21 protein-coding genes and 1 pseudogene are annotated in these 18,697 nt (G+C 53.8%); 16 read left to right on the forward strand and 6 right to left on the reverse strand.

Going from position 1 to position 18,697, the window contains the following annotated elements; translation table 11 throughout:
- The first annotated feature begins 15 nt into the window (after window positions 1-15).
- Window positions 16-429 carry a flagellar basal body rod protein FlgB gene (flgB, locus tag K5E40_RS26025; protein WP_019816894.1) on the forward strand — a complete coding sequence of 138 codons (414 nt, stop codon included), beginning with the start codon at window positions 16-18 and terminating at the stop codon, window positions 427-429.
- Window positions 430-539: 110 nt separating this feature from the next.
- Here flgB and K5E40_RS26030 read toward each other — a convergent pair whose 3' ends face one another.
- The gene (locus K5E40_RS26030; RefSeq protein WP_019816893.1) at window positions 540-740 is read right to left on the reverse strand and encodes a heavy-metal-associated domain-containing protein; all 201 of its coding nucleotides are present in this window, start codon (window positions 738-740) and stop codon (window positions 540-542) included.
- A 361-nt stretch (window positions 741-1,101) separates the two neighbouring features.
- Here K5E40_RS26030 and K5E40_RS26035 point away from each other — a divergent pair, with 361 nt between their 5' ends.
- The 4 genes from K5E40_RS26035 to K5E40_RS26050 are packed head-to-tail and all read left to right on the forward strand — an operon-like array spanning window position 1,102 to window position 2,944.
- Window positions 1,102-1,377 carry a metal/formaldehyde-sensitive transcriptional repressor gene (locus K5E40_RS26035; RefSeq protein WP_019816892.1) on the forward strand — a complete coding sequence of 92 codons (276 nt, stop codon included), beginning with the start codon at window positions 1,102-1,104 and terminating at the stop codon, window positions 1,375-1,377.
- A gap of 20 nt (window positions 1,378-1,397) precedes the next feature.
- A complete protein-coding gene (dmeF, locus tag K5E40_RS26040) occupies window positions 1,398-2,330 on the forward strand; it encodes a CDF family Co(II)/Ni(II) efflux transporter DmeF (RefSeq protein ID WP_221733269.1) in 933 nt (310 codons plus the stop codon).
- A gap of 39 nt (window positions 2,331-2,369) precedes the next feature.
- Complete coding sequence (locus K5E40_RS26045) at window positions 2,370-2,741, forward strand: hypothetical protein (protein ID WP_045061253.1); 372 nt, start codon at window positions 2,370-2,372, stop codon at window positions 2,739-2,741.
- Window positions 2,742-2,743: 2 nt separating this feature from the next.
- The gene (locus K5E40_RS26050) at window positions 2,744-2,944 is read left to right on the forward strand and encodes a DUF1289 domain-containing protein (protein ID WP_019816980.1); all 201 of its coding nucleotides are present in this window, start codon (window positions 2,744-2,746) and stop codon (window positions 2,942-2,944) included.
- Between the two features lie 20 nt (window positions 2,945-2,964).
- Here K5E40_RS26050 and K5E40_RS26055 read toward each other — a convergent pair whose 3' ends face one another.
- From K5E40_RS26055 to K5E40_RS26065, 3 genes are all read right to left on the reverse strand, one after another.
- Entirely contained in the window at window positions 2,965-5,322 is a 2,358-nt protein-coding gene (locus K5E40_RS26055) for a heavy metal translocating P-type ATPase (RefSeq protein ID WP_024014913.1), read from the reverse strand.
- Window positions 5,323-5,502: 180 nt separating this feature from the next.
- The gene (locus K5E40_RS26060; protein WP_019816982.1) at window positions 5,503-6,036 is read right to left on the reverse strand and encodes a plastocyanin/azurin family copper-binding protein; all 534 of its coding nucleotides are present in this window, start codon (window positions 6,034-6,036) and stop codon (window positions 5,503-5,505) included.
- Window positions 6,037-6,193: 157 nt separating this feature from the next.
- The gene (locus K5E40_RS26065; protein ID WP_024014911.1) at window positions 6,194-6,547 is read right to left on the reverse strand and encodes a co-regulatory protein PtrA N-terminal domain-containing protein; all 354 of its coding nucleotides are present in this window, start codon (window positions 6,545-6,547) and stop codon (window positions 6,194-6,196) included.
- Window positions 6,548-6,751: 204 nt separating this feature from the next.
- On the opposite strand from K5E40_RS26065, the gene K5E40_RS26070 reads away from it, so the two are divergent.
- The 5 genes and pseudogenes from K5E40_RS26070 to K5E40_RS35755 all read left to right on the forward strand — a co-directional run.
- Window positions 6,752-7,438: a heavy metal response regulator transcription factor gene (locus K5E40_RS26070; RefSeq protein ID WP_019816984.1), complete on the forward strand. Its 687-nt coding sequence runs from the start codon at window positions 6,752-6,754 to the stop codon at window positions 7,436-7,438.
- Entirely contained in the window at window positions 7,438-8,826 is a 1,389-nt protein-coding gene (locus K5E40_RS26075; RefSeq protein ID WP_019816985.1) for a heavy metal sensor histidine kinase, read from the forward strand. Before K5E40_RS26070 ends, K5E40_RS26075 begins: the two co-directional genes overlap by 1 nt.
- Before the next feature lie 359 nt (window positions 8,827-9,185).
- A complete protein-coding gene (copC, locus tag K5E40_RS26080; protein ID WP_024014909.1) occupies window positions 9,186-9,569 on the forward strand; it encodes a copper homeostasis periplasmic binding protein CopC in 384 nt (127 codons plus the stop codon).
- Window positions 9,570-9,572: 3 nt separating this feature from the next.
- Window positions 9,573-10,511, forward strand: coding sequence for a copper homeostasis membrane protein CopD (gene copD, locus K5E40_RS26085; RefSeq protein WP_019816987.1), 939 nt, complete (start codon window positions 9,573-9,575; stop codon window positions 10,509-10,511).
- 73 nt (window positions 10,512-10,584) lie between these two features.
- Window positions 10,585-10,808: pseudogene (locus tag K5E40_RS35755) on the forward strand (hypothetical protein); the annotation flags it as partial.
- A 290-nt stretch (window positions 10,809-11,098) separates the two neighbouring features.
- Here the strand turns inward: K5E40_RS35755 and K5E40_RS26090 are convergent.
- Window positions 11,099-11,506, reverse strand: a complete 408-nt coding sequence (locus K5E40_RS26090; protein ID WP_019816989.1) for a helix-turn-helix domain-containing protein — start codon at window positions 11,504-11,506, stop codon at window positions 11,099-11,101.
- A 913-nt stretch (window positions 11,507-12,419) separates the two neighbouring features.
- Here K5E40_RS26090 and K5E40_RS26095 point away from each other — a divergent pair.
- From K5E40_RS26095 to K5E40_RS26105, 3 genes are all read left to right on the forward strand, one after another.
- A complete protein-coding gene (locus K5E40_RS26095; RefSeq protein ID WP_232392676.1) occupies window positions 12,420-14,492 on the forward strand; it encodes a heavy metal translocating P-type ATPase in 2,073 nt (690 codons plus the stop codon).
- Window positions 14,493-14,622: 130 nt separating this feature from the next.
- Complete coding sequence (gene lspA, locus K5E40_RS26100) at window positions 14,623-15,126, forward strand: signal peptidase II (RefSeq protein WP_019816991.1); 504 nt, start codon at window positions 14,623-14,625, stop codon at window positions 15,124-15,126.
- 143 nt (window positions 15,127-15,269) lie between these two features.
- Window positions 15,270-15,863, forward strand: a complete 594-nt coding sequence (locus K5E40_RS26105) for a helix-turn-helix transcriptional regulator (RefSeq protein WP_225568928.1) — start codon at window positions 15,270-15,272, stop codon at window positions 15,861-15,863.
- A gap of 56 nt (window positions 15,864-15,919) precedes the next feature.
- Here K5E40_RS26105 and K5E40_RS26110 read toward each other — a convergent pair whose 3' ends face one another.
- A complete protein-coding gene (locus K5E40_RS26110; protein WP_032872266.1) occupies window positions 15,920-16,813 on the reverse strand; it encodes a cation transporter in 894 nt (297 codons plus the stop codon).
- Between the two features lie 158 nt (window positions 16,814-16,971).
- Here K5E40_RS26110 and K5E40_RS26115 point away from each other — a divergent pair, with 158 nt between their 5' ends.
- From K5E40_RS26115 to tnpB, 3 genes are all read left to right on the forward strand, one after another.
- A complete protein-coding gene (locus K5E40_RS26115) occupies window positions 16,972-17,844 on the forward strand; it encodes a sterol desaturase family protein (protein WP_019816994.1) in 873 nt (290 codons plus the stop codon).
- Between the two features lie 152 nt (window positions 17,845-17,996).
- Window positions 17,997-18,314, forward strand: a complete 318-nt coding sequence (gene tnpA / locus K5E40_RS26120) for an IS66-like element accessory protein TnpA (RefSeq protein WP_082069254.1) — start codon at window positions 17,997-17,999, stop codon at window positions 18,312-18,314.
- Window positions 18,311-18,646 carry an IS66 family insertion sequence element accessory protein TnpB gene (gene tnpB, locus K5E40_RS35180; protein WP_045062372.1) on the forward strand — a complete coding sequence of 112 codons (336 nt, stop codon included), beginning with the start codon at window positions 18,311-18,313 and terminating at the stop codon, window positions 18,644-18,646. The genes tnpA and tnpB overlap by 4 nt, the downstream gene beginning before the upstream one ends.
- Window positions 18,647-18,697: the final 51 nt, after the last annotated feature.

Genomic DNA, 18,697 nt, shown 5'->3' on the forward strand with positions numbered 1-18,697 from the left:
CGAGGGTGATTAATTGTGAGTATTAATTTTGAGAAAGCATTAGGCTCCGCAGAAAGAGCGTTAGTTTATCGTGGCCAAAGAGCTGAGATCTTAAGTAACAATATCGCGAACGCTGACACTCCGAACTTCAAAGCCCAAGACTTGGATTTTTCTACTGTGCTCGCCAGCCAAACCAAAGAACCTGCTACCACTGCGTTTTCTTTGAAAACAACAAACGCAAAGCATTTTCTTAAGAAAGAATCGGCGGTGGCTATATACGGGCGCGACTTGCTTTACAGCACGCCGGCTCAGCCTGCCTTGGACCAAAATACTGTCGATCAGCAGGTCGAGGTCGCGAAATACACGGAAAACGCGATACGTTTCGATGCCGCTTTTACTCGGCTAAATGGAGCATTCAAGGGTTTGCTCAAAGCTCTGCGCGGTGACTAGCAGCATAGGCGCATGCGAGCCAACTTTGGCCGATACAGCGGCTCAGGTACTTTCGGATTCAAAGGTATTCACCATCAGACGACGCTCTACTCAGGAGCAGGCGTCTCCATTCAATGGCTGATCTTGGAAGGAAAACCAACAGCCTCCACAGCTTTACGGAGCTGTTCAGCGTTTTCGCTACTTTCAACACTCACCTTACCGGTTGATCGATCGACGGAGACCGTAGCGTTGTCGTCCAGTGCCTGGATCGCTCTGGTGATTTTGCCGACGCAGCTGCCGCAACCAATGCCTGATACATCTAAGACGACCATGTGAATTACCCTCGTGCTGAGCGGTGTCTTTTCCCCGCAGCGACAGCATCGACGTTGACACCATGGCAAGGTCAACGATTATCTAATCAAAGCCGTGAGCGCAGATTTCGAGAAGTTTTACGGGACTTGACCACTCGGCTGCTAATTAGCTCGCTACCATTTGAACGGTTTCCAGGAGTGCGCCCTATTGTTCTCGTCGGTAAAGGTCGGCTAACGGCAACATTGCGGCTCTCTCGCTTGATCCAACGATTTTGTATGCCTCTCGTTTCGTCAACGGCTTTGATCTGTCCTCCCGCGAACCTTGCATAGGTATAGGGGGGAGGCCTATCATGCGACCCTATATAGGTAGGGGGGGTATAGCGTGGGTCATATCGCATCACACAAAGACGATCTTCTTAAACGTGTAAAACGTATTGCCGGGCAAATTCAAGCTGTTGAACGAGCATTGGAATCGGACTTCGACTGCGCCAAGACACTACATCTTGTTGCGGCCACTCGGGGTGCCATCAACGGGCTGATGGAGGAGATCATCGAGGATCACGCACGAGCACATGTCGCGAACCCCGCGCTCAGCGAAGAAGAGCGTAACAAGGGCGTCGAAGAGCTTCTTGAAGCTATCCGCCGGTACTCCAAGTGAATGCATCCAGGTAAACACGTATGAGCAGGACCGACATCGATTACACACACGACCACGTGTTTCTAGGCTCAGCGCACGATGAGAATGCCAAGCGTACGCTTTGGGTTGTAGCACTCACGGTGGTAATGATGATCGGGGAGATCACCGCCGGCTATATCACGGGTTCGATGGCGTTACTGGCCGATGGCTTCCACATGGCAACCCATGCCGGCGCATTGGGCATCGCGGCGGCCGCTTACGGATACGCAAAACGCCACGCTACCAGCCAGCGCTACAGTTTCGGTACAGGAAAGGTTGGAGACTTGGGCGGGTTCGCCTCGGCGCTGATTCTTTGCATGATTTCGTTGGGCATTGGCGTTGAATCGTTCATGCGTTTGTTGCAGCCAACACCGGTTCAGTTTGGCACCGCGACCCTCATCGCCGTTGTCGGTTTGCTCGTCAACATTGTCAGTGCCCTGCTGCTGGGTCATGGGCATGGGCATGGGCATGGACATGGACATGGGCACGACCACGATCACCCTCATGCCCACAACGGAAACGACAACAACTTGAGGTCCGCCTATGTCCACGTCGTTGCAGACGCGCTGACGTCGATTCTGGCCATCGCTGCCTTGCTTGCCGGTCGATATCTGGGTTGGGTGTGGCTCGACCCGGTCATGGGTATCGTCGGCGCTATCGTTATCGCGCGTTGGGCCTGGACCTTGATGGGGGTAACTGCGGGCGTGTTGCTCGATCAGACCGACGCGCACGTTGCCGAGGAAATCCGCGAACTCGTTGAGAAACCTGGTGGCGCTACCATTACAGACTTGCACGTTTGGAGGGTGGGACCTCAAGCGTGCGCGGCGATCGTCAGCGTTCTAGGTGAAGCCACTGTGAACGCCGAGAGCATTCGTGAGCGTCTCAAAACAGTTCACGAAGTCAGCCACCTGACCGTCGAGTTCCGGCAGACATGACTCAGCGCCTGTCCAGCACAACCTCTATAGGACACACCGATGCCGCCCGGTAAACGTGAACTGGCTCGGATCGAGCGCCAGTTGATCGTCACGCTCACCGACGCGTGCGAAACAGCAAAGGACGAGATAAAGGGGTTTATTTGGCTCACTCACACCGCTGACCTAAGTGCGTTGGCTGAAACCCTGAAGGTCATCTGGGTGTTCGAAACCCTGGCTGACAGGAAGCGGGCCGAGATTGACGCGAAGGCCCGCATCTTTGAGTTGACGGCGATCGCCTTGAAAGAGGCCAATCTTGACCTGCCTGTTTCAGACCGCAATGTCCGCTTTGACTCGGAGCAAGAGTGCCAACGCACGCACATAGGCGACTGGAAACGTCGCGTGGCTCAACTACATAAAGCTAAGGGGGACTGACCATGGCAAAAGAAATCGAGAATCCTTGTATCTCGGTTTGCCAACTCAGTGGTGATCTGTGTGTGAGCTGCGGGCGGAATAAGGAAGACATCAGAAAGTGGAAGCGCATGAAGCGGCCCGAAAAAATGGCCGCTGTGCAAAGGGCGAATGCGCGCTTAAAGGGATTGAAGAAAGCACATGGATCGCCATTCCCCCCGAGTTAAAACCGCTGCAATTTTGAAGGTCAGTCAACTCGGGTATTCCTCAGCCTCAATGCATTGAAAACTACCGACGCGGAACTGACGCTCATGGCTATGGCAGCGATCATTGGCGACAGGAGGTGCCCCGTCAATGGATAGAGCAAACCAGCGGCAAGAGGTATACCCATTGAGTTGTAGAGAAAAGCAAAGCCCAAATTCTGGCGCATGTTTTTAACTGTGGCGACCGAAAGAGCTCGTGCTCGTAAGATCCCCATCAGGTCACCTTTGACCAGCGTGAGTTGCGCGCTATTCATCGCCACGTCAGTCCCCGTTCCCATGGCTATCCCCACATCTGCTCGCGCCAGGGCCGGAGCATCGTTGATACCGTCACCTGCCATGGCCACTTTTCGCCCGTGTTGCTGTAGGTCTGCCACCAGACGTTCCTTGTCTTGGGGTTTGACTTCACCGTGGACCTCTTCAATCCCCATCTCCCTGGCGACAGCCCGAGCGGTAGTAAGCCCGTCCCCAGTAGCCATGATGATTTTCACGTTGTGAGCCTTAAGCTTGGTGACGGCCTCTTTTGAGGTTGGCTTGATCGGATCTGATACGGCCAACAAACCTGCCAATGCGCCGTCGACGGCGAGGTAGATAATACTGATGCCGTCAAGTCGCAACACCTCAGCGCGCTCTTGTAGGGAGTTGGTGCTCACGCCTGCGGCTTCCATCAACGCTGTGTTCCCCAGCTGGAGCTTCTTGCCATCGACAACGCCACTGACGCCGATACCCGAATCCGACTCAAAGGATTCGGGCTTGGTGAGCTTTATGTTCTCGGCTCGGGCGTGATCGACGATCGCATGTGCTAAAGGATGCTCACTGCCCTGATCAAGGCTGGCAGCCAGGTGAAGGACGTCGTCGGGATTGAAGGTGGGAGTGGCCTCCACGCTGTGAAACACGGGCCGTCCCTCTGTCAGGGTGCCTGTCTTGTCGACAATCAGCGTGTCGATTCTGCAAAGGCTTTCAATTGCACTGGCATCTCTGAACAAAACACCCATGCTGGCTGCTTTACCTGTCGACACCATGATCGACATAGGCGTAGCAAGTCCCAACGCACAGGGACAAGCGATGATCAGCACGGCGACAGCGTTGATTAGACCAAACACCCAACTGGGCTCAGGGCCGAAAAGCCCCCAACCGATAAATGTCATTATCGCAATCGCGATAACACCCATCACGAAGTAGCCGGCAATCGAGTCGGCCATTCGTTGCATCGGCGCCTTGGAACGCTGAGCTCTCGCGACCATCTGTACGATCTGGGACAGCATGGTTTCGGCACCGACCTTCTGGGCCTCCATCACCAGGCTCCCATGCGTATTCAGCGTGGCGCCGATCAGGCTATCTCCAGCTTTCTTCATTACCGGGACTGGCTCGCCAGTGAGCATCGACTCATCCACCGCACTTTCACCCTCAAGTACCGAACCATCAACTGGCACCTTTTCACCCGGTCTGACCCGTAAGTGGTCTCCCAGGTGCACATGTGTGAGAGGAATGTCTTCCTCCTGGCCATCGGCATTGATCCGGCGTGCAGTTTTGGGCGAAAGGCCGAGAAGAGACTTAATGGCGGCGGAAGTTTGTGATCGGGCTTTGAGCTCAAGGATCTGGCCAAGCAACGTGAGCGAGATGATGACCGCTGCCGCTTCGAAGTAAACGCCGATACGTCCATCTTGCATGAAATTGGAGGGAAAACTTTGGGGGAAGAGCGTTGCTATGACGCTGTACAGATAAGCTGCGGCGGTGCCCAACCCAATCAGAGTCCACATGTTGGGACTGCGATTTTTAACCGAGGCCAGTCCCCTTACAAAAAAAGGCCATCCTGCCCATAAGGTCACGGGTGTCGCCAGAGCGAACTCGATCCAGTTTTGAGCCGAACCATGAAGAAGTTGTAACGAGTGACCCGCCATCGCGAGCACGGTTACGACCACGGTTAAGGGCAGCGACCACCAGAAGCGGCGATTGAAATCCCGGAGTTCAGGATTTTCTTCTTCATCAAGCGCCGGCATGACAGGCTCTAGTGCCATGCCACATTTAGGACAGTTACCGGGGCCGGTCTGCCGTATTTCAGGATGCATCGGGCACGTAAATTCAGTGCCCGTTTGTACCGCAGACTCCGGCGTTGTGCTGCCTGACTCGTTGCGCACCACGTGGCCACTGTAGCGCTCAGGGTCCGCTCGAAACTTCTCCTGACATTTCAGGCTACAGAACCGATACGTCTGTCCTTGGTAAGTCTCAGCAAATTTACTCGACGAAGTGACTGCCATTCCACACACCGGGTCATGTAGATCAGCATCATCCCGGGAAGCAGCATGGGTGTGATTATGGTCGTGATGGCCAGAGGTGGTAGGCATGTCTATTCCCCTTGTAAGGTGCTACTAGAAATGAGCATATTCAGTACAACGCTGATTTGCGGCTCCACAGTGGTGCGGTGATGTTTCCGCACGGACCCCGGCTGAGAAGCGTTGCTATGTTACTTGCGACTTAGCGTAGCCAACTCTTGCGTCGGGCCGGCAGAAACAGCCGACTCCGGTTTATTTCAGATCAAATTCGCCGACCATTCCCGATTGGTAATGCCCCGGCACGTTGCAGGCAAACTGAAGCCCTGCACTGTCGTTGAAGGTCCAGATCAGCTCTTGGGTTGAGCCAGGCTCAATCAGGACACTGTTAGGGTCGTCATGCTCCATTGCGACCATCTTCATTCCGCCCATGCCGTGGCTCATGCCGCTCATCTTCCCGGTACCGGTAGGGCTTAATGTTCCGTTCTTGAACATGCTTGCCATTTCTTTCTGGTGTGCTGCATGAGCAGCGGCTTTGCCGATGTTGAACTCATGCAGCAGCGAACCCTCGTTGCGAAGGACAAAGCGGATTGTTTCACCAGGTTTTACGTCGATGCTTTTAGGCTTGAAAAAAATGTCGCCCATCTCGACCTCTACAGTGCGGGTAACGTCAGAGGCCACACCAGGCTGGCCTATGTCGTCTTGTCCATGCCCAGCATTAGCCATAGCCGTAGCAGCGAAAAAAAGGGTCATTGCTGCGATGAACGGGGTAGCGAGCGTAGTTTTCATGGTGACCTCAGGAATACGTGGGAACATTGGCTATGCTAATGATGCTCAGCTGCCAGCTAACTGACTTGGGCATTACTTCTTTGTCAGTTTTCTAAATAGATACGGCGTCCAATTGACGCCGCAACAAGATGCTGACAAGTACTTATCCTGGGGGCGTTTATTGATGGTTTTCTGAAAGCATCAATTTGTGCTCGCGCTGCATCTGGCGCAAAACGTCGTCAACAATTTTGTCGTGCTTCTCCATCCAGGCTAGATGCTGTTGGGGTGACATTGAGGCATCTGGGTGATCGTTGTGGAGCTGGCTCATGATGTCGCCAAGCATCTTCATGTGTTCTGCCATGTGGACGTGACGCTCTCCTTCAGGGGCTTGTTCAGCTTTCATCAACGTGGCCTCGGCCTTGTCGCGCAAACCTTCCATACGCTCAATCACACGATCTCCGCCGCTTTCAGCCCACACAGAAGCCGAGACCAGTATCGAGCTTACAAAAAACAGCATTTTCAGGTGGTTCATCGGGGTAGCTCCTCATGAGGGAATCCGACTTCCATACGATTCATCGCTCAGAGGTCGGTCGAGCACCAATGAAGTGCTCATGTCTGAACCCTAGCCAGCACTCGCTGACATCTACCTGAAGCCAAGATTACTTTTCTGTCAGTTGCTGGTTGGCTGCCAGTTTTCGTTGCAGACTCCGCTTAACCTTTATCTGAGAACGACCTCATGAGACTTCTTGTCGCTGAAGACGAACCAAAAATAGGTATCTATTTGCAGCAAGGGCTCAACGAGGCCGGGTTCAATGTCGACCGTTTCACGAATGGAAAAGAGGCGCTTCAGCACGCTTTGAGCGAAGCCTATGATCTGCTGATTCTCGACGTCATGATGCCGGGTTTGGATGGCTGGGAAGTCCTGCAGAAGGTGCGCGCTTCCGGGAAAGACGTCCCGGTGCTTTTTCTCACCGCCAGAGACCGCGTTGAAGACCGAGTGAAGGGACTTGAACTCGGTGCGGATGACTATCTGATCAAACCCTTCGCGTTTTCTGAATTGCTTGCTCGAGTCAGAACGCTGCTGCGTCGCGGTAGCAGCGCACCTTCGCAAACCTTTATGAAACTGGCTGACCTTGAAGTGGACCTGCTCAAGCGTCGAGCCATCCGAGGAGGCAAACGCATAGACCTTACGGCCAAAGAGTTCGCGTTGCTTGAGCTTCTGCTGCGTCGTCGAGGGGAGGTGCTGCCAAAGTCTCTTATCGCCTCCCAGGTTTGGGATATGAACTTCGACAGCGATACCAACGTTATCGAGGTTGCAGTGAGACGGCTCAGGGCCAAGATAGACGACGATTTTGAGGTCAAGTTGATTCATACCTCAAGGGGAATGGGTTACATGCTCGATGCACCAGATTCGGAGTCGTGATGAACCGGATGTCCCTGACGACTCGTATGAGTCTGATGTTTATGCTCGCGGTAACGGCCGTGCTCACGGTCGCCGGACTCAGTTTCAATAACCTCAGCCGGCATCATTTCAAGATGCTGGATCAGCAGGCATTGTACGAAAAACTCCACTCGACCCAGCGGATCTTGTCCGGGCTGAGCAACATCGATCAATTCAGCGAGGCTAAACCGGAGTTAGAAGCGCTGCTGGGCGCACACCGTGATTTGACTGCGCTTATCATCGATGGCGACGGCAAGGTGCTGTTTGCGGATCCCGGCCCGGTCGACGTTCCGAAGGCGTTTCGAACAACCACAAACACAACCGTCTGGGAATGGCGGGAGCAAGAGCAGATGTTCCGTGGTGTGACTGCGCAATCCGTAGTGACGGGACAAGAAAGGCCATTAACTGTCATGTTGATTTTTGACGTTACGCAGCATATGTCCTTTTTCGAGACGCTCGAACGATGGTTTTGGATAGGGTTGGTGATCAGCGCATTGGTCAGTGCTGCACTCGGCTGGATGGTAGCTAGCAGTGGCATGCGGCCTATCCGCCAGGTCACATGGGTTGCTGCCTCCATGTCAGCAAAATCACTCAAGGAGCGTATTCCCCTGGCACCCGTTCCGAAAGAGCTTCAACAGATGGTGTTGTCGTTCAACGCCATGTTATCCAGGCTCGACGATGCATTTGTCCGGTTATCCAACTTTTCGGCAGACATTGCCCACGAACTACGGACCCCCGTGAGCAACTTGATGACCCACACTGAAGTGGTGCTTTCGAGAAAAAGAAACATCGAGGACTACGAAGACAATTTGTACTCCAATCTTGATGACTTGAAGCGCATGAGCCGGATGATTGATGACATGCTTTTTCTGGCGAAATCTGACAATGGTCTAATTACGCACGAGAGCAAGCCAATAGACCTGGTGGCTGTCGTGGAAAAATTGCTTGAGTACTACCGCCTGTTGGCTGATGAACGAGGGATCGAGCTCAAGGTTTCAGGACGGGGGAGCGTGCGAGGTGATGTTCTTATGCTCCACCGAGCGATTTCCAATCTGCTCTCAAATGCGCTGCGCTACACCTATGAAGGGACGTCAATCAGTGTCGATATTCAGCACAAGGATGCGTCGGTAACGGTTGTCGTGGAAAACTATGGTGAGCCCATTGCCCCCGAACACCTTGAAAAGCTGTTTGATCGTTTTTATCGCGTGGACCCAGCGCGGCGAGAAGGAAGTCCGAGCAACGCAGGGCTAGGTCTGTCAATTACCCGATCAATTGTCGAAGCGCACAATGGCAAGATCTGGTGTACGTCAGGCGACGGGAAAACGGCTTTTCATCTTGAGTTTCCGGCCGTCGATTCCACGGTTAGCTGAGCGACAAAACATTGGGACCAACGACGTCTTGGCGTTCTGCGTTTGCTACGCCTCTGCGGATTTTTCAAAGTGATTGAGCTCCCCTGTCCTGCGGTACGCCGTGTCTTTTCCAGGTCTTGCTACGCTCAACGATTAGATGCCAAACATCGGATCAAGCTGACTGAAATGTAATCGAACAGTTTGTGATCGTGTGGCATCGTGTTCTCGCACTGTGACGTTAGGGCTAGCGAGTTTCTCCTGTTCAACCTGGCGAAGAGGACGGGGGCTCCAAGTTAATCAACAGTGGTTTTTAAAGAAATTAAAAACTAGTTCCTCCCAAAAAACCTCGAATCAACAGCGCTTGCTGTGAGGAGTCTTGCATGTCATTCCTTAAAACTACGTCCGTGGCTGTTGCAATCACTGCTGGTTTGCTTCTGAGTGCAGTGGCCCAGGCACATCCAAAACTACTTTCTTCCACTCCGGCAGAAGGCTCGGATGCGGCGGCTCCGTCGAAAATCGAACTGCATTTTTCTGAGAATCTCACCACTCAGTTCTCCGGTGCAAAGCTGATCATGACCGACATGCCAGGCATGCCTAACTCACCCATGGGTGTAAAGGCCGCCGTCGCTGCTGGTGGTGATCCGAAAACCATGGTGATTACGCCGGCTGCACCGCTGACCACCGGCACCTACAAAGTTGAATGGCGTGCAGTGTCTTCGGACACCCACCCGATCACCGGCAACTTTTCATTCAAAGTGAAATAATCCATGAGCGACTCATTAAATATCGTGGTTCGCTTTGCTCTCTATTTTGACCTGATGTTGTTATTTGGACTGGCCATATTTGGCTTGTACAGCCTCAGGGGAAAGGAAAGGGTATCGGGCACGGTCTTGAACTTTGAGTCGCTTCTCTACGGTACTTCTGTTGCAGGTGTAGTTCTGTCCCTTGCTGCGATGTTGTTGCTTGCAAAAGCAATGAGCGGTGTATCGGAGCTTATGGAGCTACATCACCACATTTTTGAAATGGTCATCATGGGCACCGACGTTGGGCTGACCTGGATGGTTCGGATAGCCGCCTTGGTGGGGGCAATTCTGGGCGTCGCGTTGAATAAACGATATCCGACACCCAGCCTCTGGATCGTCACCGTCTGTGGAGCAATCGCGTTGGCCACGCTAGCCTGGACGGGGCATGGTGCCATGGACGAAGGCAGCCGCCGCTACTGGCATTTTCTCAGCGACATTTTCCATTTATTAGCGGCAGGTGGCTGGTTGGGTGCTCTAGCGGCCTTCGCTCTACTGCTACGGTTGAAATCGCTGAAGGGTGAGGAGGAAGCACGTATTCTTGCCCGCGTGCTGACTGGCTTTGAGTCGGCCGGCGGTGTGATTGTTGCGATCATAAGCGTTACGGGAGTAGTAAATTACCTTTTCATCGTCGGTCCCAACCTTGATGAGGTCATGCTCAGTACCTATGGCCAGTTGCTGTTTTTGAAGATCCTGCTCTTTGCCGGGATGATCGTTTTAGCGACGCTGAACCGCTTTCACTTAAGCCCGCTATTGGAGCGCTCGGTTCGCAATGGTCAATACTCTGTAGCGGTCAATGCCTTGCGCCGCAGCATGAAATTCGAATTCCTGATGGCAATCCTCATCATCTGTCTTGTCGCATGGTTAGGCACGCTAAGTCCTGAAATGGAAATGAGCGCGCAATAGAGGTTTCTGGCAGCTAACCCAGAAGCCTGGAGCGTGATTGTTAGCACCATTTCTACTGGCTACACTTCAGCCCATGACACGCTGTCTACGGCTTTGCCTGATTTTCCTGATTAGCCTGGCGCTTCCCCTCAGCGGGATGGCGGGTGTTCAAGCGCCGGAGAGCCATGTCCAATGAAACCCTTGGATGGCGGATGACAACATGGGCCAACGCTGCCGCCGTGACATGAAGTCCCCCGAACTCGGTGAACCCCGTAAGCCGAGCAAGGGTGCAAAACAGGCGGTAAGCTGCACATTTCAAAGCGGCAATGAATTTACCCTGTCGCACGGTTAAGCACTTTGCGTCAGAAATTTAATAAGCACGGAGGTGTCGGTGGTTCAATAATGATAACTGAGCACGGTTAACTTAGAGCTATTACCATCGATTTTCCCACATGTCGCCGCATGCGGTTTTAATGGGATGGCAAATTTGCGAACCACAGGACAATCCTAAGGCACGCATCCTGAAATAAACCAAGATAGCGGACTTTATTGCACAATGACGATTCTCACCTCGTACAATCTCTACGCACATGGAGTCTTTTGCCGCGTTAACTACGATTCGACAATGATTCAATGATGCGACATTGCTCTATAACACCACCGTGGCAGCAAACACTCAGTCGTGTCAGTTCGGCTTCTAAACCTCGTAAGTCCTGAATACGGATTCGAACTTGTTGGAGTTGCCCTTGCACTTTCGCATCCACAGCGGCGCAGGAAGCGTCGCGTCGGTCAGCCAGGCCGAGTAGATCGCGAATGTCATCGACGCTGAACCCAAGCGCGCGGCTGCGACGGATAAACAGCAGCCGGTTGCGCTCTTCATCTGTGTAAAAGCGATAACCCGACGGTGATCTTCCAGCAGAAGGCAGCAGCCCTGACTGCTCGTAATAGCGGATGGTTACGGCTTTGGTATCGGTCAGCTTCGCCAAGGCACCGATCGTGTACGTGGGCGCATTCATTTCTCTTGACCCTATAGTTGCTGGAATCCTCATTCTACTCGCGTCAGGCAACAAGCAAATCCTTGCTCACCGTTCTACCGATCGCCAGGCCTCTGATCGATGAAAACCCTCCCCGCCGATCTCTTCAACTCGAGTTTGGACGCTTTGCTCTGCACATGGCTGCTTACCTTCGTAGCAGAGCTTCTGTGCTGCTCGTCGGCCGCCGCATAGGGCAAGTGCCCTGTGTGCTTTGCTGTGAGGACGGGATGCCGCCTGATATTAGCGTCACGAAATAGGACGCCGTTGATGCCAACACCGTAGGCGCGAGGGGAAGCAGCATTTCCTATCTACTACCGGCCACTTACTCACTGTGATCACGTTGAACATGAATGGTCGCTGGTGGATGCCTTAAGGCATCGAAGAATCTCTTGACCTTATAGTGGCTATAAGGTGTTCACTCTCGCCATGAAAAGCGGAGAGCGTTCTCATGAAAAACTGTTGCGGTGACGAGCAAGCACCAAAAAAGCCAGCGGGCGTGGACGTTTTTGACCCTGTCGCATCCGGGAGCTGCTGTGCGACTTCCGCAACATCGGGTGAAGACGAAACCGATCGAGATCGAACTACCAGTTGCTGTTCTTCTAAGACCTCGGACGTGAATCCTGCGCTTTCAACAACCAAAAGTGCGGATGGCTGCTCTGCTGGAGGCAACGGCGGAAAGACAAGCTGCTCCACTTCATCTCCGACATCTTCTCAATATCCACCTACCGAACCGAACGAGCCCACCACCTCGGTTGTTACCGATGCATGTTGCTCTGCATCTGGAACGGATGGCCCAAGCGCGTGCGCATCCAAAGTGTCATCAGCCGTTGTCAACGACACGGCTCGCTTGAGTCGTTTCCGGATTGGGCAAATGTGCTGTCCTACCGAGCAGGCGATGATTGAGGGCAAGCTTGCAAAGATGCCTGGAATTCAGAAATTGGAATTCAACATGATGAACCGTACTCTAGGTGTCTGGCACGAATTGCCACATACCCTGGGAATCGAAGCGGCCGTGTCATCGCTTGGTATGCAGGCGGAACCGTTGAATGGCGCGGTCGACGTACCAGGCGCGGATAAGCAGCAAAGCCAGTTTGAAGCTGAATCACTGCGCAAAAGCACCTGGTGGCCGTTAGCGCTGTCTGGTATTGCTGCGGTAGGCGCGGAAATTTTGCATTTCACCCAGGCAGCCCCCGAATGGGTGATTGCTGCTGTAGCTTTAATCTCGGTAGCACTCTGCGGGCCCGCGACTTACAAGAAAGGTTGGATCTCTCTCAAAAATTTCAATCTCAACATAAACGCGTTGATGAGCATTGCGGTGACGGGAGCGGTCCTGATTGGGCAGTGGCCAGAAGCGGCGATGGTCATGTTTTTATTTACTGTTGCCGAATTGGTTGAGGCCAAGTCGTTGGATCGTGCACGCAATGCGATCAAAGGACTGATGGACTTGACCCCAAATCATGCAACGGTGCGCCAGGCAGACGGCAGTTGGCTGGACGTAGATGTCAAAACCGTCCAGATCAGCTCCTTGGTTCGAGTTCGCCCCGGCGAGCGCATTGGTCTGGATGGCAACGTGATCTCCGGCAACTCTACCGTAAACCAAGCCCCTATCACCGGGGAAAGCTTGCCCATCGAGAAAGCTGTCGGTGACCCTGTTTATGCCGGCTCGATCAATGAGTCCGGTTCCTTCGAGTACCGCGTGACGGCTGAGGCCAGCAATACGACACTGGCCCGGATTATTCATGCTGTGGAGGAAGCCCAAGGTTCACGCGCCCCGATCCAGCGGGTCGTCGATAAGTTCGCCAAGGTTTATACGCCATCGGTGTTTTTCTTCGCCCTTGCCGTTGCGATATTCCCGCCCCTGTTTATGGCCGGATTATGGGCTGACTGGATTTATCGGGCGCTGGTGCTTCTGGTAGTCGCTTGCCCTTGCGCACTGGTGATTTCGACCCCGGTGACCATTGTAAGCGGCCTCGCGGCAGCGGCGCGAAAAGGCATTTTAATCAAGGGCGGGGCGTACCTGGAAAGCGGTCGCAAGATCACCCATCTGGCCTTGGATAAAACTGGGACCATTACCCATGGCAAGCCCGTACAGACCGATTTCCTGCCTCTAGCTGATGGATTATCTAGAGATTATCGCATTGCCGCCGCGAGCCTTGCCCAACGTTCGGATCATCCGGTTTCGCGGGCTATTGCCAAACAAACGGCCCAGCAATCGCTGCGGTTGCTGGAAGTGGATAACTTCGAAGCGCTGCTGGGCCGAGGGGTCCGCGGCGAGATCGAGGGTAAGCGCTACCAGTTGGGTAACCATCGTTTGTTGGAGGAGTTGGGGTTCTGCTCACCTAATACCGAAGCCGCCCTGGGCCACCTTGAGCGGCAAGGGAAAACTGTAGTCATTCTGTCCGATGACAAACGGGCGCTGGCGTTGTTTGCAGTCGCCGATACGGTAAAAGCCACCAGCCGAGCCGCAATCGAGGAGCTTCACGCGTTAGGTGTGAAGACTGTGATGTTGACAGGGGACAACCCACATACCGCGCTGGCAATTGCCGCGCAGGTAAACATTGACGAGGCCAAGGGCAATCTCCTACCGATCGATAAGCTCAAAGCCATCGAAGCCTTGATCGATCATAAAGGCACCGTCGGCATGGTCGGTGACGGAATAAACGATGCCCCTGCGCTTGCTCGGGCTGATGTGGGCTTCGCGATGGGGGCAGCTGGCACCGATACGGCGATCGAGACTGCTGACGTAGCAATCATGGATGATGATTTGCGCAAGATTCCTGCCTTCATTCGTCTCTCCCGCCAGACCGGAGCAGTACTTACGCAAAACATTGCGCTCGCGCTGGGCGTTAAAGCCATCTTCCTAGCCGTTACGCTCACTGGTCACGCTACGATGTGGATGGCGGTATTCGCGGATATGGGGGTAAGCCTGTTGGTAGTACTGAATGGCCTGCGCTTGCTGCGCAAATGATACGGACACGATGCCTGCTTTGCTGTTCCAAGACCTGGATCCCAGTGGGTGATACCGCACGAGCAAGAGTCAGTGCTTTTCAAAAAATACCAGTTTCAGATGTACTGGAACGGTTACTACGGAATAGCCAATGAACGGTTTCCCAATGACAGCTCGTGTACAGCCGCCTACTTTGTGGTGGGGAATTGCAGCGGTCCTGGCGTTGATCGATCAAAGTCTAAAGCTTGGCGTCGAGCACCTTTATGAGCTGGGCTCATCGGTCGCCGTAGGCTCATTTTTCAACATAGTGCATGCACGCAATACCGGCGCCGCGTTCAGCTTCTTGGCTGACGCTGGAGGCTGGCAGCGTTACCTTTTCGTTGTTGTTGCGCTAGCCGTAGCATTGACGCTCGTCGCGATCCTTCAACGGGAACGTCACTGGAGCGAAGCCTTGGGCTATTGTCTCGTTTTGGGTGGGGCTGTTGGCAATCTTATCGACCGTTCTTTGCGAGGCTTTGTCGTGGACTATCTGGATTTTCACTATCAAGGCTGGCACTGGCCCGCGTTTAATCTCGCAGATATATGTATTGTCAGCGGCGCATCGTTTTTATTGGTCATAAGCGTGATTAGCCCCGCGTCGCCAAGCAAACGTTGACGATGGAGCGCCACCTTCCAGTACGTGTCCTAAGGTGGTCTGGTCGCGCATGGCTAACGCCTGGGTTAGCGGTTTTTGCTGGGCATGCTGGTCATCAAGATTGGCATCAGCATCAGGCTCACCAAATAGCTATAGGTATCGACGTGCCTGTAACAGTGGAATGCCTGCCGCGTCAGCACACCGAGTTTGCAGTGTTTATTCCAGCCGGTGTTCGGCATCGAATCAGCGGAGCCCTCATCGTTTCAATCTACTTGGACGTCTTGGCAGAAGAGGGCCAGGTTTTGCCGAAGACCATGACGCCGATTCCGATCAATATCGCCCCGGCTGACGCCGCACTAATTGCTGACTCCTTGAAGGCAGGCGCGGGAGACACTCGGTCCGCAGTGCGAAAAGCCCTACAGATAACCGATGCACCTCCAGTCGCCGATCCTCGCCTGGCAATAGTCAGCACGGCCATTTACCAGGGCATGGTACGACGTGAAGAGTTGGCAGCACTGGTACACCTGTCCCCAACTCGATTCTCGCATTGGTTCGTGGAACAAACCGGTTTGCCGCTGCGTAGCTATGCTAAATGGCTACGACTGACCCAAGCTGTTCGACATCTGGCATCCGGAGAACCTATAACCACCGCTGCGCACGCGTCAGGCTTCTCCGACTCAGCCCACTTTTCCAGAACCTTTCGCTCGCTGTTGGGTATAGATCCCTCATCGGCGCTCGCCGAAGTGAGCTTGCATTAAGCGACTAGGTTAGAGGCTTGCGGCCTTAGCTACAGGCCGCTCGCCGATTGGAATAGTTAAGCTTTTAGAGCCAGGATTCGACGTGCGCCGTTCAAAACGATCAGGCCAACGACCGTACCAATCACCAAGTCTGGGTACGGAGACCCTGTCCAAGCGACCAATGCTCCTGCAGCGATTACGCCAACGTTCGCAATCACATCGTTGGCTGAGAAAATCCAACTCGCTTTCATGTGTGCTCCTCCTTCGCGGTGGCTGTAGATCAGCCACAGGCAAGTGACGTTTGCCACCAGCGCGACGGCGCCTATCCCCATCATCAGCATCGATTCAGGTTCACTGCCATAGAGAAAGCGTCGAGCAACTTCCAAAAGCACACCCAAAGCTAGAATGATCTGAAACATACCTGCCAGGTGTGCTGCACGTACTTGCATTCCCGCGCTGCGGCCGACCGCAAAGAGGGCCAGCCCGTAAACGGCCGCATCAGCAAACATGTCCAGCGAGTCGGCAATCAGCCCCGTCGATTGGGCAATCAGGCCAGCACTCATTTCGGCGAGAAACATTGCACCATTGATGCCGAGCAATATTTTTAATGTGCTGGCTTCCTTTGAAGCGTTTTGCTCTTCATTGGCACTGTTGGCTGATACGGACTCTGGGCTGATGGGCTGCGTATCTAATAGCCTTGCCCCCAAGCCAAGTGACTCCAACTTGGTAGCGATCTGCTCTACGGCCCCTTCGTGAAAAACACTCACCTGTCTACCGGATAGGTCAAAAGAAAGTGAAGCTATTTCCTGCAAGCCATTCAGCGCGAGTCTGATCATCCGTTCTTCGGAAGGACAGTCCATTTTTGGTACTGAAAATTTGCTGATCCATGTCCCTTCATTTAATGGCTTAGCTGCTGCTTCTGGGCCTGCTGAAGCCGGGCCACAGCCACAGGATTTGTCACACGAACTCATGGGGCCGCTCCTCTAAATACACTTGATCCTGTCGATTACAAACCTTCTAGCCGCTATAAGGTCAAGCGAGGATATTCATCATTCGATTGTAGCTCTTTCGTTCAATCCAAACGCCAGCCTGTGACTTATCGTCTTCGCTTCCTAAAAGGAGGTGAGCGATGATCATTATTTTCCGATACGTCATACGTTGGATGAGCTATCCGCTCATATTTGGTGGCACCGCTGCGTTCATGGTTTGGGCGCTTTACACCGGGATTCCGCCATGGCCCACAACACTCCTGATCGCTATTGTGAGCTTGTTCACGATCGCCGCGCTGGAGCAATTCCAACCCTTTCGTCAATCCTGGCTCGAAGATCATCAAGACACCTCGACCGATTTATTGCATATGCTGGTCAACCTTTCTGTCATTCAGTTCACTGCTGAAGTCCTCGCCAAGCTTGGCGATGCGGTGCCGGCATCAGTTCGCCTTTTTCCCAGCGAGAGTCCCCTCTGGTTACAGCTGGTTCTGGTCGCAACCGTCCTCGATTTAAGCCTGTATGTCATGCATCGCATCAGCCATCGGGTGCATTGGCTGTGGCGTATGCACATGATTCATCACAGCGCTGATCGCCTTTATTGGATGAATGGGGAGCGCAGACATCCGCTGCATGCGGCGCTAATGGCCGGACCGGGGCTGGTGGTTCTGCTCGCCTCAGGTGCGCCGTCGGCCGTTATCGCGACTTGGTTCAGCATCTTGACCGTTCATTTAGCCTTCCAGCATTCGAACCTGGACTACTCGTTGGGCTGGTTACGCAACGTGATTGGAGTCGCCGAGACACATCGCTGGCACCATAAGCGAGAGTTCGAAGATGCCCAGGTCAACTTCGGAGAGTTTTTACTTATTTGGGATCACCTATTTGGAACCTTCTATGACGCAGCAAACAAGCTCGGTGATGCGCAGGTAGGGCTAAAAGAGCGAGACTTTCCAACAGGCTATCGTGCGCAGCTAATCGCGCCGTTTAGGCGCAAGCCTCAGAACCATATGATCTGAAGTTGCGTACCACGAAACGCCTATTCGCGCATTTACTGCCATGTGTTGTAGGGTAAGCGTCCAGCCAACACACCTTCCGAACTCCAGCATTAAGGGCGATGGTGTCCGCGTATTTTTAAGCGGACGCGATCGCCCTTAACGTCAGGATTTCCATGCGCCAACGAAGCTCTTACCCGAAACCCTTCAAGGCCCAGGTTGTTCAGGAATGCCTGCAACCGGGCGCAACCCTATCCAGCGTTGCCATCAGCCACGGCATCAACGCCAACGTTATCCGCAAGTGGCTACCGCTTTATCGAGATCAGTCGCCAGCGGCGTTGCCAGCTTTCATTCCATTGAGAGCTACGCCCAAACGGCAAACGGAAGCGTTGGCGGTTATTGAGCTGCCATTTGGCGAGCAATCGATCTCAGTGAAATGGCCAACGTCCGATCCTGAAGGCTGCGCCCGCTTTGTCCGTGGGCTCACTCAATGATTCGCATCGATGCCATCTGGCTCGCCACCGACCCCATGGACATGCGTGCCGGCACTGAAACTGCGCTGGCCAGGGTGATCGCGGTGTTCGGTGCGGCGAAGCCGCACTGCGCTTATCTGTTCGCCAACCGCCGCGCCACTCGTATGAAAGTGCTGGTGCATGATGGGATTGGCGTCTGGCTGGCTGCTCGCCGGTTGAACCAAGGCAAGTTTCACTGGCCCGGCATTCGTAATGGCTACGAGATAGAGCTGGATGCTGAGCAACTTCAAGCGTTGGTGCTCGGCCTACCTTGGCAGCGTGTTGGGGTTGGCGGTGCAATCACACTGCTTTAAAAAGCTGTAATTAGCGCCTTGGCCTACTGCCGCAAGCGACCTGCTTTGATA

The sequence above is a fragment of the Pseudomonas baetica genome (assembly GCF_019733355.1).
In the GTDB taxonomy this organism is placed as follows: Bacteria; Pseudomonadota; Gammaproteobacteria; order Pseudomonadales; family Pseudomonadaceae; genus Aquipseudomonas; species Aquipseudomonas baetica_A.

What these genes read in the sequence shown, in the direction of transcription:
- K5E40_RS26075 (WP_019816985.1), top strand. Translation starts at nt 7,438, where the DNA reads ATGAACCGGATGTCCCTGACGACTCGTATGAGTCTGATGTTTATGCTC.
- copC (WP_024014909.1), top strand. Translation starts at nt 9,186, where the DNA reads ATGTCATTCCTTAAAACTACGTCCGTGGCTGTTGCAATCACTGCTGGT.
- K5E40_RS26065 (WP_024014911.1), bottom strand. Translation starts at nt 6,547, where the DNA reads ATGAACCACCTGAAAATGCTGTTTTTTGTAAGCTCGATACTGGTCTCG.
- K5E40_RS26045 (WP_045061253.1), top strand. Translation starts at nt 2,370, where the DNA reads ATGCCGCCCGGTAAACGTGAACTGGCTCGGATCGAGCGCCAGTTGATC.
- K5E40_RS26050 (WP_019816980.1), top strand. Translation starts at nt 2,744, where the DNA reads ATGGCAAAAGAAATCGAGAATCCTTGTATCTCGGTTTGCCAACTCAGT.
- tnpA (WP_082069254.1), top strand. Translation starts at nt 17,997, where the DNA reads ATGCGCCAACGAAGCTCTTACCCGAAACCCTTCAAGGCCCAGGTTGTT.
- copD (WP_019816987.1), top strand. Translation starts at nt 9,573, where the DNA reads ATGAGCGACTCATTAAATATCGTGGTTCGCTTTGCTCTCTATTTTGAC.
- K5E40_RS26110 (WP_032872266.1), bottom strand. Translation starts at nt 16,813, where the DNA reads ATGAGTTCGTGTGACAAATCCTGTGGCTGTGGCCCGGCTTCAGCAGGC.
- K5E40_RS26095 (WP_232392676.1), top strand. Translation starts at nt 12,420, where the DNA reads ATGATTGAGGGCAAGCTTGCAAAGATGCCTGGAATTCAGAAATTGGAA.
- dmeF (WP_221733269.1), top strand. Translation starts at nt 1,398, where the DNA reads ATGAGCAGGACCGACATCGATTACACACACGACCACGTGTTTCTAGGC.
- K5E40_RS26070 (WP_019816984.1), top strand. Translation starts at nt 6,752, where the DNA reads ATGAGACTTCTTGTCGCTGAAGACGAACCAAAAATAGGTATCTATTTG.
- K5E40_RS26115 (WP_019816994.1), top strand. Translation starts at nt 16,972, where the DNA reads ATGATCATTATTTTCCGATACGTCATACGTTGGATGAGCTATCCGCTC.
- K5E40_RS26060 (WP_019816982.1), bottom strand. Translation starts at nt 6,036, where the DNA reads ATGAAAACTACGCTCGCTACCCCGTTCATCGCAGCAATGACCCTTTTT.
- K5E40_RS26055 (WP_024014913.1), bottom strand. Translation starts at nt 5,322, where the DNA reads ATGCCTACCACCTCTGGCCATCACGACCATAATCACACCCATGCTGCT.
- lspA (WP_019816991.1), top strand. Translation starts at nt 14,623, where the DNA reads ATGAACGGTTTCCCAATGACAGCTCGTGTACAGCCGCCTACTTTGTGG.
- tnpB (WP_045062372.1), top strand. Translation starts at nt 18,311, where the DNA reads ATGATTCGCATCGATGCCATCTGGCTCGCCACCGACCCCATGGACATG.
- K5E40_RS26030 (WP_019816893.1), bottom strand. Translation starts at nt 740, where the DNA reads ATGGTCGTCTTAGATGTATCAGGCATTGGTTGCGGCAGCTGCGTCGGC.
- K5E40_RS26090 (WP_019816989.1), bottom strand. Translation starts at nt 11,506, where the DNA reads ATGAATGCGCCCACGTACACGATCGGTGCCTTGGCGAAGCTGACCGAT.